The 15,435-nt window shown below is 70.1% G+C and carries 10 protein-coding genes and 3 pseudogenes; 9 read left to right on the top strand and 4 right to left on the bottom strand.

Annotated features, from left to right (window positions below; translation table 11 throughout):
• The 3 genes and pseudogenes from ACIF9R_RS35210 to ACIF9R_RS35200 form a co-directional block, all read right to left on the bottom strand.
• Positions 1 to 1,240: pseudogene (locus tag ACIF9R_RS35210) on the bottom strand (hypothetical protein); the annotation flags it as partial.
• A 297-nt stretch (positions 1,241 to 1,537) separates the two neighbouring features.
• Positions 1,538 to 1,690: pseudogene (locus tag ACIF9R_RS35205) on the bottom strand (SCO5717 family growth-regulating ATPase); the annotation flags it as partial.
• Positions 1,691 to 3,101: 1,411 nt separating this feature from the next.
• Positions 3,102 to 3,413 carry a DUF397 domain-containing protein gene (locus ACIF9R_RS35200; protein ID WP_399986688.1) on the bottom strand — a complete coding sequence of 104 codons (312 nt, stop codon included), beginning with the start codon at positions 3,411 to 3,413 and terminating at the stop codon, positions 3,102 to 3,104.
• 489 nt (positions 3,414 to 3,902) lie between these two features.
• Here ACIF9R_RS35200 and rpsO point away from each other — a divergent pair, with 489 nt between their 5' ends.
• The 5 genes from rpsO to ACIF9R_RS35175 all read left to right on the top strand — a co-directional run bounded on the left by rpsO (position 3,903) and on the right by ACIF9R_RS35175 (position 9,386).
• On the top strand, positions 3,903 to 4,190 hold the full coding sequence (rpsO, locus tag ACIF9R_RS35195; protein WP_293990265.1) for a 30S ribosomal protein S15: 288 nt from the start codon (positions 3,903 to 3,905) through the stop codon (positions 4,188 to 4,190).
• A 363-nt stretch (positions 4,191 to 4,553) separates the two neighbouring features.
• Complete coding sequence (locus ACIF9R_RS35190) at positions 4,554 to 6,773, top strand: polyribonucleotide nucleotidyltransferase (RefSeq protein ID WP_399986686.1); 2,220 nt, start codon at positions 4,554 to 4,556, stop codon at positions 6,771 to 6,773.
• The gene (locus tag ACIF9R_RS35185) at positions 6,770 to 8,149 is read left to right on the top strand and encodes a M16 family metallopeptidase (protein WP_399986684.1); all 1,380 of its coding nucleotides are present in this window, start codon (positions 6,770 to 6,772) and stop codon (positions 8,147 to 8,149) included. The genes ACIF9R_RS35190 and ACIF9R_RS35185 overlap by 4 nt, the downstream gene beginning before the upstream one ends.
• Positions 8,150 to 8,175: 26 nt before the next feature.
• Entirely contained in the window at positions 8,176 to 8,928 is a 753-nt protein-coding gene (gene dapB, locus ACIF9R_RS35180) for a 4-hydroxy-tetrahydrodipicolinate reductase (protein WP_399986682.1), read from the top strand.
• Between the two features lie 14 nt (positions 8,929 to 8,942).
• A complete protein-coding gene (locus ACIF9R_RS35175; protein ID WP_399986681.1) occupies positions 8,943 to 9,386 on the top strand; it encodes a hypothetical protein in 444 nt (147 codons plus the stop codon).
• A gap of 263 nt (positions 9,387 to 9,649) precedes the next feature.
• On the opposite strand, the gene ACIF9R_RS35170 is transcribed toward ACIF9R_RS35175, so the two are convergent.
• A complete protein-coding gene (locus ACIF9R_RS35170; RefSeq protein ID WP_399986679.1) occupies positions 9,650 to 10,204 on the bottom strand; it encodes a hypothetical protein in 555 nt (184 codons plus the stop codon).
• Positions 10,205 to 10,493: 289 nt separating this feature from the next.
• On the opposite strand from ACIF9R_RS35170, the pseudogene ACIF9R_RS35165 reads away from it, so the two are divergent.
• From ACIF9R_RS35165 to ACIF9R_RS35150, 4 genes and pseudogenes are all read left to right on the top strand, one after another.
• Positions 10,494 to 10,784 (top strand): annotated as a pseudogene (locus tag ACIF9R_RS35165) (FAD-dependent thymidylate synthase); the annotation flags it as partial.
• Positions 10,764 to 12,143: an FAD-dependent thymidylate synthase gene (gene thyX / locus ACIF9R_RS35160; protein ID WP_399986731.1), complete on the top strand. Its 1,380-nt coding sequence runs from the start codon at positions 10,764 to 10,766 to the stop codon at positions 12,141 to 12,143. The pseudogene ACIF9R_RS35165 and the gene thyX, both read left to right, overlap by 21 nt.
• Before the next feature lie 212 nt (positions 12,144 to 12,355).
• Entirely contained in the window at positions 12,356 to 13,258 is a 903-nt protein-coding gene (gene dapA, locus ACIF9R_RS35155; RefSeq protein ID WP_399986677.1) for a 4-hydroxy-tetrahydrodipicolinate synthase, read from the top strand.
• Between the two features lie 155 nt (positions 13,259 to 13,413).
• Complete coding sequence (locus ACIF9R_RS35150; RefSeq protein WP_399986675.1) at positions 13,414 to 15,099, top strand: ribonuclease J; 1,686 nt, start codon at positions 13,414 to 13,416, stop codon at positions 15,097 to 15,099.
• Positions 15,100 to 15,435 lie beyond the last annotated feature (336 nt).

The raw sequence follows: 15,435 nt of genomic DNA, 5'->3' as shown, positions 1-15,435 counted from the left end.
CGTAGCCGGGCTGCGGGTTCGGGGCCGGTGGGTTCTGCGGCTGTTGCGGTGCAGCGGGCGGCTGAGCCGCACCGGCCGGCGGGAACCCGTACCCGGCCTGCGGAGCCGGTGGCTGGACGCCGGCATCGGGCTGGGGGAAGCCGTAGCCGGCCTGCGCGGCGGGCTGTTGTGCGGGCTGCGCCGGAGCGGCCGGTGGCGGGTTCCAGGCGGCGGGTGCGGGCTGCGGTGCCTGCGGCCGGAACGGCGGTTGCTGAGCAGGGACGGCAGGCTGTGGGTCCTGGGCTGCCGTCGGCTGGGAGTGCGGCTGTGCGGGTGCCTGCGGCGGCTGTACGGGCCATTCGCTCGCGGGCGCCGGAGCGGCGGGGTATGCCGGGGGCGCCGGGGACACCTGCGGCGTCGGGGGCGTCCAGGCGGGCGGGGCGTCTGCCGGGGCCGGGACGGCATCCTCGGGCGTGGCGTCTGCGTGGCCCTCGGTGTCCGCGCCGCCCTCGATGGAAGCCTCGTCGGCGGGCACCGCGTCGTTCACGACCGGCTTGGCATCCTCGGGTTCGACGTCCGCCGGTACGTCCTTCGACGGCACCCTGTCCGCCCGCTCGGCTTCCGGCTCCCCAGCCGCGGTACCCCTTGCCTCGTCGGGCGCCGAGGACCCGGCGTCCTCGGCCTCCGTGTCCGCAACCGCGACATCCTCTTCGGAGTCGGTGACGGCACCGGCTTCACTCTCACCGGACGTACGGGACGCCTCCTCGGCGTCCTCCGGATCAGACGGGGCCACGTCGGAGACATCCGCAACACCCTCGACGCCGCCGGACTCGCCCTCGACGCCCTCGACGGGCTCCGCGGGCTCCGCGGGCTCCTCCGCCTCAGCCATGACATAGGACTCGGCCGGGCTTTCGCCCTCCGCCTCGCCTTCCGCCTCGGCCTCGGCCGGGGCCCCCGCGTCGGCCGGGGCCTCCGCGCCGGCGGGCACCTCGGCCGCCGCCTCGCGCTCCGCGATCTCCCGCTTCAACGCGCCGGCGGAGAAGCGAATGGTGGCACCGCTCTCCAGATCGCCGCCGTCGCTGTCCCCCGGCTGCCCCGACCCGGCCCCCGGTACCGACCACGACGTCGGGGAGCCGCCCACCGGAGTGTCCGGCGCGTCCGCGGGCGCAGCCGTATCCGAACCCGGGTGCTCCGCCCTCTCCTCGTCGTCCACTTCCGGGCGTTCCGGCTCGAACCCGCTCCCCGCCGGAAGCCTGGGCACGCTCACCGGAGGCCCGGAAGGCGGCACGGCCGGCGCGGGCGGTGCGAACGGCGTGAAGGGAGCCCTCGGCACGGGCGCCGGAACGGATGCCGGGTCCGACGCCCCCACCGCGTGCGGTGGCGGAGTCAGTCCGGGCAGCGGCGGCACAGGCCCCCCGGTGGGCGGAGCCGCGGGAGGCGGAGGGGGCGGCGACGACCCGAATGCGGGTGACGAGGAGGCACCCGAGGAAGGAGGAGAAGGGGAGGAACCGGAGGCAGGGGGCGACGCCGCCGAGTCCGAACTCCCCGCGGCGTTCTGCGTGTACCAGGCCGGCGGTGCGTAGTCGATGGTGAACTCGCCCGTCGTCTCGATGGCTGACTCCGCGTCGGGCTGGTCATCGCCGGGTGTAGCCCAGCCCCCGCGCGTCCCGTCCCGATCGCTGCTCACAGTTCCTCCTGATTGGTCGTGCATCCTCATGCCACGCTGGGGCGACCGGGTCTGTCGTCCGAAGCCGATCGAGGTCGTGCGAGATCCTCCGGTGCTGCCGGTCTCCCCCGCCTTCCCCCGGGACGCCGACGCCCGGTTCACGGGTTCCGACGTCACGCCCACTCCCAGCCTAATCACCACACGCCCCGCATCGGCAGGCCCGTCCGCCCACCACCATCGGACCGCCGGGCCGGACAACGGAACAAAAACGTCGGCCAGTTACCCGACATCCGACCGTAGATCGGGCAAGAGCGGCAACCATGTGGGAATGAAGTGAACGCCAGGTGAGGAAAGGGGACGTCTCGCCCCTCCCCGCCCGCTCGGCCCAACCGCCTTGGCAGACCCGGCAGTCCGGCCTCGGCATCCGTCGGCGCGGTGGTCACCTGGCTCCCCCGAGGATGCCCCGGCCTTCAGGCGGCCGGGGAGGAATCGGACCCCTGCGAAGCAGGGCAGGAAACGGGGTTTCGCCGTCAAGGCACCTCCGAGCTTTGCCGTATTCCCCGGGCTGGTTTCAACCCGGCTGGTGCTGATCGTGGAAGACCTGTCGGGTCGCTGACCCGCAGGCGGCGTGAGCCAGGAGTCCCCCTGCTTCAGCTGGGGGAGGATTCAAGTACCGCCGGTCGCCGTCGGCGAGAGCGGGCGGGAGAGGTCGGCCGGACACCCGCCGGCCGGACACCCGCCGGCCGGGGCCCGCCGGGCCCCGAGACGACCAGCCGGCCCGGGCGGCCGCATCCCGCGGCCCCGCACGGCCGGCACGGGCGTCCCCGCCGAAGCGCCCTGCGGCCGAGCGCCGCCGGACCGTTCTGCCCGCCTCCCGCGACGGGACACATCTGCATCCAGGCCTGGGGGGAAGGGGCGCCCGCCGACTGGCGAGAGCGGCGATCAGCTCCTCGAAGTCCAAGACGGTCGTACGGGATCCCGCCCCGTCAACCGGCCGACGAGGCAATGAGCCGCACGAGCGACACACCCTTGCGCCCCGGCCGGTCCGCCACGTGCGGCCACGACATCGAGGCACGGGGTCCGGGTCCTGCTCCGGCGCGCGCCACGTGATGCACCGCCGGAGCGGGCTGGACGTGCGGCACGATCTCCGCCGGCTCCGGTGGGGTCCCTCCCCCTACCGGGGCGTCCCGCACCGGACCGGCGGCAGCGGTACCGGCTGCCGTCCGCGCTCCGTGCAGAGCGGGACGGAATCACCGGCGCCACGAGTACGACAACGACGGGCGCGGTCGGTGCGAGGGCGACCTGAACGGTCACCCACCCGACGAGCGGAACGGCACGCCGGCCACGCCCCGGGGATCACCGCGGTCCTGGTGACCGTCATCACCGGTGCGGCGGCGACACCGCGCGACCTACGCCGTCGGCGGGGTGAGCAGGAGGCGGGGCGTCCTTCACGGGGTCATTCGGCGGCGGCCGCGTTCCCCGCCGACGGCTCCAGGTCGAACTCCCCGTCCCGCGCACCCAGGACGAAGGCACGCCACTCCGCCTCCGTGTAGCGCAGGACCGTCTCCGGGTCGAGCGAGGACCGCATGGCCACCGCGCCGCCGGGCAGATCGGCGATCTCCACCCGCTCCTCGTGCTCCTCCGTGCCCGGAGCGGAGCGCCATTCGACGCCGGAGATGTCCAGCGCGTACAGCTCGTCCCGCTCACGCTCCTTGCGTGCCTTGATTTCCTCGGGCGTCTCGCGCTCGCGGTCCGGCAGATCAGCCATGGCGGAACGGTGTCCTTTCGTGACGTACGAACGATCCGCGGTCACACTACTGAACACCTCCACGGGGAGTGTCCGTCCCGTGACCGGATCACGCGGCTTCCGGCGGACAGTACCCGCCCCGAACTGCCCCGTCTCCACTTCGCAGTTGGAACCCCCCGACCCGGTGACTCAGATGGCTCCGGGAGTCACGGGTGTGGTAGCGCTCGGGAACGGAGAACGACGGGCCGGCAGGGCCCCGCGGGCAGAGGGGCCGACACCGCCGTGACCCGGCAGCGACACACAGCGGGCGCGTCACCCCCGCCGGGCCCGGACCGAGGGCGGCCGATGCCCTGGTAGGCTGGCCGACGGCCGTTTGTGTACGCACCTCCGGAGCGAGTTCTCGCCCTGGTGGCCGCGCCCAGCGGATCCCTGCCTTCCGAGTCATGGAAGACCCCCCGAGAAGCAGACCGGGGGCACTCGGTGGCCACTCACAGACTACGAGGAGTACGCGTGTCGCTCGACGCCGCAGTGAAGAAGCAGATCATCTCCGATTTCGGTACCAAGGAGGGCGACACGGGCTCTCCCGAGGTCCAGGTCGCGCTGCTGTCCCGTCGGATCTCCGACCTGACGGAGCACCTCAAGACCCACAAGCACGACCACCACTCCCGTCGTGGTCTGCTGATCCTGGTCGGTCAGCGCCGCCGGCTGCTGCAGTACCTCGCCAAGAAGGACATCCAGCGCTTCCGTGCGCTGGTCGACCGCCTCGGCATCCGCCGCGGTGCGGCGGGCGCCAAGTAGGACGCCGTGAAGGGAGCGGTTCCCTGGGACAAGGGGGCCGCTCCTTTTGCTGTACGTGCGCGGTGTCACCGCGCCTTTGTAGTGTGGTAGCACAACACAGGGAATACGACTCGGTGTGATGTTCCGTAGCGCATCCGGTATGCGGCCCACGGGGCACCACCGACCGACGTCATCGGACGTCACGACGCACGAGGAGAAGCGCACCTCGCCGCCGCCGGTCCTCGGTAGTGGCCCCCGGGAGAGTGAACCCCCGGGTGCTTCGATCGAAGACCGGCCCGCACCAGTGGAGCGCTTCTCCGCCACCGTCCCCCCGCCACACGGGCGAGGAGGGACGAAAGACGACAAGTAACGGAGAAAACGCTAGTGGAGAACGAGACCCACTACGCCGAGGCCGTCATCGACAACGGCACCTTCGGCACCCGCACCATCCGCTTCGAGACGGGCCGCCTGGCCCGCCAGGCCGCCGGCTCCGCCGTGGCCTACCTGGACGACGACACCATGGTGCTGTCGGCCACCACCGCTTCCAAGAACCCCAAGGACCAGCTCGACTTCTTCCCCCTCACGGTGGACGTCGAGGAGCGGATGTACGCGGCGGGCCGGATCCCCGGCTCCTTCTTCCGCCGTGAGGGCCGTCCCTCCGAGGACGCCATCCTCACCTGCCGCCTGATCGACCGCCCGCTGCGCCCGTCCTTCAAGAAGGGTTTGCGCAACGAGATCCAGGTCGTCGCCACGATCATGGCCCTCAACCCCGACCACCTGTACGACGTCGTGGCGATCAACGCCGCCTCCGCGTCCACGCAGCTGGCCGGTCTGCCCTTCTCCGGCCCGATCGGCGGCGTCCGCGTCGCGCTGATCCGCGGCCAGTGGGTGGCCTTCCCGACGCACACCGAGCTCGAGGAGGCCGTCTTCGACATGGTCGTCGCGGGCCGGGTCCTGGAGGACGGCGACGTCGCGATCATGATGGTCGAGGCCGAGGCCACCGAGAAGACCATCAAGCTGGTCGAGGGCGGCGCCGAGGCGCCGACCGAGGAGGTCGTCGCCGCCGGTCTGGACGCCGCGAAGCCCTTCATCAAGGTGCTCTGCCGTGCCCAGGCCGACCTCGCCGCCAAGGCCGCCAAGCCCACCGGTGAGTTCCCGGTCTTCCTGGACTACCAGGACGACGTCCTCGAGGCGCTGACCGGCGCCGTCAAGCCCGAGCTGAGCCAGGCGCTCACCATCGCGGGCAAGCAGGAGCGCGAGGCCGAGCTGGACCGGATCAAGGCGCTCGCCGCCGAGAAGCTCCTCCCGGAGTTCGAGGGCCGCGAGAAGGAGATCTCCGCCGCGTACCGCGCGCTGACCAAGTCCCTGGTCCGTGAGCGTGTCATCAAGGAGAAGAAGCGCATTGACGGCCGCGGTGTCACCGACATCCGCACCCTGGCCGCCGAGGTCGAGGCCATCCCGCGCGTGCACGGCTCGGCGCTGTTCGAGCGTGGCGAGACCCAGATCCTGGGCGTCACCACCCTCAACATGCTCCGTATGGAGCAGCAGTTGGACACCCTTTCCCCGGTGACCCGCAAGCGCTACATGCACAACTACAACTTCCCGCCGTACTCCGTCGGCGAGACCGGCCGGGTCGGCTCCCCCAAGCGCCGCGAGATCGGCCATGGCGCGCTCGCCGAGCGCGCCATCGTGCCGGTGCTGCCGGCGCGTGAGGACTTCCCCTACGCGATCCGTCAGGTGTCCGAGGCCCTCGGGTCCAACGGCTCGACGTCCATGGGCTCGGTCTGCGCCTCCACCATGTCGCTGCTGAACGCCGGTGTGCCGCTCAAGGCCCCGGTCGCCGGCATCGCCATGGGCCTGATCTCCCAGGAGATCAACGGTGAGACGCACTACGTCGCCCTCACCGACATCCTCGGTGCGGAGGACGCCTTCGGCGACATGGACTTCAAGGTCGCCGGCACCAAGGAGTTCGTGACCGCCCTCCAGCTCGACACCAAGCTGGACGGCATCCCCGCCTCCGTCCTGGCCGCGGCCCTCAAGCAGGCCCGTGACGCCCGCCTCCACATCCTCGACGTGATGATGGAAGCGATCGACACGCCGGACGAGATGTCCCCCAACGCGCCGCGGATCATCACCGTGAAGATCCCGGTCGACAAGATCGGCGAGGTCATCGGCCCCAAGGGCAAGATGATCAACCAGATCCAGGAGGACACCGGCGCCGAGATCACGATCGAGGACGACGGCACCATCTACATCGGTGCCGCCGACGGCCCCTCCGCCGAGGCCGCCCGCACCACGATCAACGGCATCGCCAACCCGACGATGCCCGAGGTCGGCGAGCGCTACCTGGGCACGGTCGTGAAGACGACGACGTTCGGCGCCTTCGTCTCCCTGCTGCCCGGCAAGGACGGTCTGCTGCACATCTCGCAGATCCGCAAGCTGGCCGGCGGCAAGCGGGTGGAGAACGTCGAGGACGTCCTCGGCGTGGGCCAGAAGGTCCAGGTCGAGATCGCCGAGATCGACTCCCGCGGCAAGCTCTCCCTGATCCCGGTGATCGAGGGCGAAGAGGGCGACGAGACGAAGAAGGACGACGCCGACAAGTGACGTCCCGTAGCTCCAGGGCGACGGCCCGCACCTCCTCGGAGGCGCGGGCCGTCGCCCGTACCCAAACCCTGATCAAGGGCGAGAACGGCATCGGTACGGTCCGCAGGACCACCCTCCCCGGAGGCCTGCGCGTCGTCACCGAGACCCTGCCCTCGGTCCGCTCCGCCACCTTCGGCATCTGGGCGCACGTCGGCTCCCGCGACGAGACCCCGGCCCTGGGCGGCGCCACCCACTACCTGGAGCACCTGCTCTTCAAGGGCACCTCCCGCCGGTCGGCCCTGGACATCTCCTCCGCCCTCGACGCCGTCGGCGGCGAGATGAACGCGTTCACGGCCAAGGAGTACACGTGCTACTACGCGCGCGTGCTCGACACCGACCTGCCGCTTGCCATCGACGTGGTGTGCGACATGCTCACCGGCTCGGTGATCCGCCAGGAGGACGTCGACGTCGAGCGCGGCGCCATCCTCGAAGAGATCGCCATGACCGAGGACGACCCGGGCGACTGCGTGCACGACCTGTTCGCGCACACCATGTTCGGCGACAACCCCCTCGGCCGCCCGGTCCTCGGCACGGTCGACACGGTCAACGCCCTCACCGCCGACCGCATCCGCCGCTTCTACAAGAAGCACTACGACCCGACCCACCTCGTGGTCGCGTGCGCCGGCAACGTCGACCACCACAAGGTCGTACGGCTGGTCCGCGCCGCCTTCGAGAAGGCCGGCGTCCTCGGCGACCCCGACGCCGAGCCGATCGCCCCGCGCGGCGGCCGGCGCGCCCTGCGCACCGCGGGCCGGGTCGAGCTCGTCGGCCGCAGGACGGAGCAGGTGCACATCGTGCTCGGCATGCCGGGCCTGGCCCGCACCGACGAGCGGCGCTGGGCCCTCGGCGTGCTGAACACCGCCCTCGGCGGCGGCATGTCGTCCCGCCTCTTCCAGGAGGTCCGTGAGAAGCGCGGTCTGGCCTACAGCGTGTACTCGTACACCTCGGGCTTCGCCGACTGTGGACTGTTCGGCGTGTACGCCGGCTGCCGGCCCTCGCAGGTGCACGACGTGCTCAAGATCTGCCGCGACGAACTCGACCAGGTGGCCGAGCACGGACTGCCCGACGACGAGATCGAGCGCGCCATCGGCCAGCTCCGCGGCTCCACCGTCCTCGGCCTGGAGGACACCGGCGCGCTGATGAACCGTATCGGCAAGAGCGAACTGTGCTGGGGCGAGCAGATGTCGGTCGATGACATGCTGGCCCGGATAGCCTCGGTCACGCCGGACGACGTCCGCTCGGTCGCCCGCGACGTCCTGGGACGGCGGCCCTCCCTGTCGGTCATCGGCCCGCTCAAGGACAAGCAGGCGTCCCGTCTGCACGACGCCGTCGCCTGACCCCTCCCGGTAAGGAAGCGAAGAACATGAGCAAGCTGCGCGTGGCGGTCCTCGGCGCCAAGGGCCGGATCGGTTCCGAGGCGGTACGGGCCGTAGAGGCCGCCGACGACATGGAACTGGTGGCCGCCCTCGGCCGGGACGACAAGCTGGAGACCCTCGTCGAGCGGGGCGCCCAGGTGGCCGTGGAGCTGACCACCCCCGCCTCGGTCATGGGTAACCTCGACTTCTGCGTACGCCACGGCATCCACGCCGTCGTCGGCACCACCGGCTGGACCGACGACCGTCTCGCGCAGCTGAGGGCCCTGCTGGAGCAGTCCCCGGAGACGGGCGTGCTGATCGCACCGAACTTCTCCATCGGCGCCGTGCTCACCATGAAGTTCGCGCAGATCGCCGCCCCGTACTTCGAGTCCGTCGAGGTCGTCGAACTGCACCACCCGAACAAGGTGGACGCGCCCTCCGGCACCGCCACCCGCACCGCCCAGCTCATCGCCGAAGCCCGCCGGCAGGCCGGCAGCGCGCCCGCCCCGGACGCCACGGCCACCGCCCTCGACGGCGCCCGCGGCGCCGATGTCGACGGGGTCCCCGTGCACGCGATCCGGCTGCGCGGACTCCTCGCCCATCAGGAGGTCCTGCTCGGCGGCGAGGGCGAGACCCTCACCGTCCGCCACGACTCCCTGCACCACAGCAGCTTCATGCCGGGCATCCTGCTCGGCGTTCGCCGCGTGGTGACCACCCCCGGCCTCACCTTCGGCCTGGAACACTTCCTCGATCTGAACTGAGCTCTGCGGACCCCATGCGCGCGAAGATCTCCTACGCCGTCACGGCCGCCGTCCTGGTCGTCTACTTCGTCCTGGTCGGCAGCCGTGGTGTGCTGCTCATCCAGGCCGGCACGCCGATCACCGTCACCTTCGGTGCCGCGGTGCTGATCCTGCCGGTCATCGGTGTGTGGTTCCTGTGGAAGAACACCGAGTTCGTCCGCGACGCGAACCGGCTCGCCGCCCTGCTGGACGCCGAGGGCGGTCTGCCCGTCGACGAGCTGAAGCGCCTGCCCAGTGGACGGGTCGACCGCGACTCGGCCGACGAGGTGTTCGCCCGGCGCAAGGCCGAGACGGAGGACGCCCCCGGTGACTGGCGCAGCTGGTTCCGGCTCGCCGTCGCCTACCACGACGCCCGTGACACCCCACGCGCCCGCAAGGCCATGCAGCGGGCGATCGCACTGCACAAGACGTCTCCCTGAGCGCCCGGGGCCCACTGCCCCGGCGCGGGGGTACGCGGCGGTGCCCACTCGTGTCCCACGACGTGCCACGACGTGCCACGACGTGGTGCAGGGGATCAGGCGCTTCGCGTTCCGGTACGAGGTCCGTGCGGTCTCCGTGGAGGCGGCAGTCCGTAGTGCCCGTTGAGGCGCGTTGACACCCGACCCGGCGGGGTCGCCGTCCCCGACCTGCGGATCCCGGCGTCCTGATCCCTTGCCCCACCTGGCGGGACGCCATCGGTGCCTCAGGCGCGCCCGTACTCCGCGGCCCACGCCTCCACCGTGTCCGCGGCCCGGTCGAAGGCCAGCTGGTCCCGGCCCAGGAAGTCCGCGTTGCGCGACGTCAGCAGCGGCAGCGACTCGGCCGGACGCCCCCGCCGGGCGAGCACCAGCGCCTGCCCCTGCACCGTCCGGGGCAGCCCCAGCCAGCGCACCGGCTGCTGCACCGTGCGCACGGAGACGACCTGGTCCCAGGCGGTCGTCCGGGTGCTGACGAAGGACACGTGGCGCAGCCCCCGGGCACTGACCCACACACCCATGCGCAGCAGCCGCAGCGCGCAGGCCACACCGGCCAGCGCGATGGCGAAAACCGTCCCGGCGGACGCCGGTGTCGCCGTGGCGGCGATGATCACCGCGGCGAACAGCACGAAGGAGGCGAGCAGCAGCAGGAGTGCCGCGGCCCCCACCCGCCAGGGGCCGGGACGGTACGGGCGCCGCCAGCGGTCGCGGTCGTCGTACGGCAGGGCGACCTCGTCCGCCGTGTCGAAAGCGCGGTCGGCCGTCAGGAAGGGCAGGGGCACGGCGGGTCCTCACTCGATCCATGCGTGGGTGTGCCCGGTGAGGCTACCGATCTGTGTCCCCTGTCACCACCATCGGGGTCCGGAATGCGCCGGTGCCGCAGGCCGGTGCGGCTCAGCGCCCGTCGGAGGCCTGCCGGCGACGATCGACGGTTGCGAGAGATGCCCACTTCCACCGCATTCGAAGAAGTTCACTGCTCCATGTCGCTTCCCGGCGCCGATGCCAGGTTGTCGTTGCCGCGCCGTAGAGTGGGCGCCGCCCGAGAGACGTGATGGAAGGATCTTCCGCGCCGTGACCGACACCCCCGCCGACGACCTCGAACCCGGCTTCCGCAGCGATGTGACCGTGGAACTGGTCAAGCACACCGCGTCCGACGCCGACGTGCTGTTCGCCGCCCGCGTCTCGACCGTCGGCGAGCAGTCCCTGGACGAGCTGAACAAGGACCCCGAGCGTTCCAAGGGCTTGATCAACTATCTGATGCGGGACCGGCACGGCAGCCCCTTCGAGCACAACTCGATGACCTTTTTCATCAGCGCACCCATTTTTGTCTTCCGCGAGTTCATGCGGCACCGGGTCGGCTGGTGCCTCGCCGGCGACACGGAGATCACCCTGGAGAGTGAAGCGGGCAACCTGCGTCGACGAACCATTGCCGAGCTGTACAAGCTGTGGCACGTGGGGGTCGAGGACCGTTTGCCGCACTCCGCGGGCGGCGTCACCTGGCACAGCCGGGCCGGCAGGTGGATGGCCCAGGTCGAACGAGGTGAGACAAACCACTATCTGGGGCTCTACGAGAACCGTGAGGCGGCTGAGTCGGCCGTCGTGGAGTTCCGGGAGCAGAACCCCACCACTCGGCTGCGCAAGCTGGAGTCGGTGCGCCGCAACCATGTGCGGTGCTATGACGAGGATTCGCTGCTGGCCCAGAGGGCCAGGATCGTCGATGTGATCCAGTCCGGCGTGAAACCCCTGATCCGTATCTCCACGGTCTCCGGCAAGACGCTTCGTTGCACAGTCGATCACGCGGTGTTCACACCGGAAGGATGGCGCAAGGCGGGGGAGCTGGCAGTCGGGGACGCGGTACTGGCTGCGGGGACGGCTCCGCGCCCGTCCGAAGCCCTCGTTCCGCCCAGTCTGCGACGAGGAATCGGCGTGTGGACCACCATGCAGCGTCAGCGGCTGATCAAGGACGTCGACACCTGTCATCTCTGCGGGGGCGGCTTCCCGCGCGATCAGCTGGCTCTCGACCACGTCATTCCCGTGGCGAGCGACCTGGTCCAGGCACTCGACGAAAGGAACCTCGCTCCCGCGTGCGAACCCTGTCACGCGACGAAGAGCGCGGGGGAGCAGGCCCTGGCGCGGCGCAGTGGAAAGATCGCGAAAGCCGTTCCGGAGCGGATCGTGGGCATCGAGGACGACGGGGAGGAGATGACGTACGACCTGTCCGTGGAGGGCCCATGGCACAATTTCCTCGCCAACGGCATCGTCGTGCACAACTCCTACAACGAGGAGTCGGGGCGCTACCGCGAACTCCAGCCGGTCTTCTACGTCCCCGGTGAGGACCGCAAGCTGGTTCAGCAGGGCCGCCCCGGCAAGTACGAGTTCGTCGACGGCACCCCCGAGCAGTACAAGGCTGTCACCGACACCATGGCGGAGTCCTACCGGCAGTCGTATGCCGCGTACCAGGAGATGCTGGCGGCCGGTGTGGCCCGCGAGGTCGCCCGTGCCACTCTTCCGGTCGGTCTCTTCTCCTCGATGTACGCCACCTGCAACGCCCGCTCGCTGATGCACTTCCTGGGGCTGCGCACCCAGCACGAGCTGGCCAAGGTCCCGTCCTTCCCGCAGCGGGAGATCGAGATGGTCGGCGAGAAGATGGAGGCGGAGTGGGCCAAGCTCATGCCGCTCACGCACGCCGCGTTCAATGCCAACGGGCGCGTGGCCCCGTAGCAGGGCCCGGTTTCCGTCGGCGAGTACACATGTACGGGTCAGCCGAGCGAAGTGTCCGTATTGCGGCATTTCCCGAAGTTCATCTAGCCTGATCAAACGGGCCCGGCACTGCCTGAACCCCCGAGCAGGCAGTGCCGGGCTCCCCCTTTGCCCCACCTTGTCGTCTCCCCCGAGGGAAGACCCCGGCCTGAGCAACGAGTAGCGTGTAACCCATGGCTCCGACCTCCACTCCGCAGACCCCCTTCGGGCGGGTCCTCACCGCCATGGTCACGCCTTTCACGGCGGACGGCGCACTCGATCTCGACGGCGCCCAGCGACTCGCCACCCACCTGGTGGACGCAGGCAACGACGGCCTGATCGTCAACGGCACCACCGGCGAGTCCCCCACCACCAGCGACGCGGAGAAAGCGGATCTCGTACGGGCGGTCGTGGAGGCCGTCGGCGACCGCGCCCATGTCGTGGCCGGAGTCGGCACCAACGACACCCGCCACAGCACCGAACTGGCGCGCTCCGCGGAGCGCGCCGGTGCCCACGGCCTCCTGGTCGTGACCCCGTACTACAACAAGCCCCCGCAGGAGGGCCTCTACCGGCACTTCACGGCCGTCGCCGACGCCGCCGAGCTGCCGGTCATGCTCTACGACATCCCCGGCCGAAGCGGCGTGCCGATCAGCACGGAGACGATCGTCCGCCTCGCCGAGCACCCGCGCATCGTCGCCAACAAGGACGCCAAGGGCGACCTCGGCCGCGCCGGGTGGGCCATCGCCCGCTCCCGCCTCGCCTGGTACTCCGGCGACGACATGCTCAACCTGCCCCTGCTCTCCATCGGAGCAATCGGCTTCGTCTCGGTCGTCGGCCACCTCGTCACCCCCGAGCTACGCGCCCTGGTCGACGCGTACACCTCGGGAGACGTCCAGAAGGCCACCGAGATCCACCAGAAGCTGCTCCCCGTCTACACGGGCATGTTCCGCACCCAGGGTGTGATGACCACCAAGGCGGCACTCGCTCTCAAGGGTCTTCCCGCGGGTCCCCTGCGCGCCCCGATGGCCGAGTGCACACCCGAAGAGATCGAGCAGCTCAAGATCGATCTTGCTGCCGGCGGGGTACAACTCCCGTAACCAGACTTCGCGCGCCCGCTCGCGCAGCAGTACTTCACAACTGAAGAAGCGGGGACACCGGTGCCCGCACAACACAACGACAACTGCTTCTGCACGAACGTCACGCGCGCCACGTGCCCACCGGTACGTGGCGCGCGTGTGTGAGGAGGATCCTTTTGAGTCATCCGCACCCTGAACTCGGCGCGCCGCCGCCGCTGCCCGAGGGCGGCCTGCGCGTCACCCCGCTCGGCGGCCTCGGTGAGATCGGCCGCAACATGACGGTCTTCGAGTACGGAGGCCGCCTGCTGATCGTGGACTGCGGTGTGCTCTTCCCCGAGGAGGAGCAGCCGGGCATCGACCTGATCCTGCCGGACTTCTCGTCCATCCGGGACCGCCTGGACGACATCGAGGGCATCGTCCTCACCCACGGCCACGAGGACCACATCGGCGGTGTCCCGTTTCTCCTGCGCGAGAAGCCGGACATCCCGCTGATCGGCTCCAAGCTCACCCTCGCCCTCATCGAGGCGAAGCTCCAGGAGCACCGCATCCGTCCGTACACCCTCCAGGTGACGGAGGGGCAGCGTGAGCGCATCGGCCCCTTCGACTGCGAGTTCGTCGCGGTCAACCACTCCATTCCGGACGCCCTCGCCGTGGCCATCCGCACCCCCGCCGGCATGGCGGTCCACACCGGCGACTTCAAGATGGACCAGCTCCCGCTGGACAGCAGGCTCACGGATCTGCACGCGTTCGCCAGGCTCAGCGAGGAGGGCATCGACCTTCTGCTCTCCGACTCCACGAACGCCGAGGTGCCGGGGTTCGTCCCGCCCGAGCGTGACATCTCGGGCGTGCTGCGGCAGGTCTTCGCCGGTGCCCGTAAGCGGATCATCGTGGCCAGCTTCGCCAGTCACATCCACCGCATCCAGCAGATCCTGGACGCGGCCCACGAGTACGGACGCCGGGTCGCCTTCGTCGGCCGCTCGATGGTCCGCAACATGGGCATCGCCCGTGACCTCGGCTACCTCAAGGTTCCGCCGGGCCTGGTCGTGGACGTCAGGACACTGGACGACCTGCCCGACAGCGAAGTCGTCCTGGTCTGCACGGGCTCCCAGGGCGAACCGATGGCCGCGCTGTCCCGCATGGCGAACCGGGACCACCAGATCCGCATCGTCGACGGCGACACGGTGATCCTGGCCTCGTCGCTCATCCCCGGTAACGAGAACGCGGTCTACCGGGTGATCAACGGCCTGACCCGCTGGGGCGCCGACGTCGTCCACAAGGGCAACGCCAAGGTGCATGTCTCCGGCCATGCGTCAGCGGGCGAGTTGCTGTACTTCTACAACATCTGCCGCCCGAGGAACCTGATGCCGGTCCACGGCGAGTGGCGCCATCTGCGCGCCAACGCGGAGCTGGGCGTCCTGACCGGCGTCCCGCACGACCGCATCGTCATCGCGGAGGACGGCGTGGTCGTCGACCTGATCGAGGGCAAGGCGAAGATCTCGGGCAAGGTCCAAGCGGGCTACGTCTACGTCGACGGCCTCTCCGTCGGTGACGTCGGTGAGCCCGCGCTCAAGGACCGCAAGATCCTCGGAGACGAGGGCATCATCTCGGTCTTCGTCGTCATGGACTCGTCGACCGGCAAGATCACGGGCGGTCCGCATGTCCAGGCCCGCGGGTCGGGCATCGACGACTCGGCCTTCAGTGACGTGATCCCGAAGATCACCGAGGTTCTGGAGCGTTCGGCCCAGGACGGCGTCGTCGAACCCCACCAGATGCAGCAGCTCATCCGCCGCACGCTGGGCAAGTGGGTCTCCGACACCTACCGGCGCCGGCCGATGATCCTGCCCGTGGTCGTCGAGGTCTGACGGTTCGTCGGGACAGCACGGACGAGCGAACAGGGAGCGGGGCGCCTCGATTTGCATCGGGGCGCCCCGCTCCAGTACGTTTACAGCTCCCCCCGATCGGGCACCCGGACGCTTCGCGCGCCGGAACCAGTCCCGGGTGGGGTGGGAAAACCGGCTCAGAATCTCTGATAAAGTCGGGTCCGCCGGAAAGGGAAACGCGAAAGCGTAAACCTGGAAAGCACCGAGGAAATCGGATCGGAAAGATCTGATAGAGTCGGAAACGCAAGACCGAAGGGAAGCCCGGAGGAAAGCCCGAGAGGGTGAGTACAAAGGAAGCGTCCGTTCCTTGAGAACTCA

It is taken from the genome of Streptomyces sp. NPDC086080, from assembly GCF_044540255.1.
In the GTDB taxonomy this organism is placed as follows: Bacteria; Actinomycetota; Actinomycetes; order Streptomycetales; family Streptomycetaceae; genus Streptomyces.
Note: the sequence above shows the minus strand (reverse complement) of the source record. Positions and strands in the feature narration are given on the sequence as shown.

Bases quoted from the DNA above. Each gene is read 5' to 3' on its own strand.
- ACIF9R_RS35175 (WP_399986681.1), top strand. From the start codon at position 8,943: ATGCGCGCGAAGATCTCCTACGCCGTCACGGCCGCCGTCCTGGTCGTC.
- dapA (WP_399986677.1), top strand. From the start codon at position 12,356: ATGGCTCCGACCTCCACTCCGCAGACCCCCTTCGGGCGGGTCCTCACC.
- dapB (WP_399986682.1), top strand. From the start codon at position 8,176: ATGAGCAAGCTGCGCGTGGCGGTCCTCGGCGCCAAGGGCCGGATCGGT.
- ACIF9R_RS35200 (WP_399986688.1), bottom strand. From the start codon at position 3,413: ATGGCTGATCTGCCGGACCGCGAGCGCGAGACGCCCGAGGAAATCAAG.
- thyX (WP_399986731.1), top strand. From the start codon at position 10,764: ATGCGGCACCGGGTCGGCTGGTGCCTCGCCGGCGACACGGAGATCACC.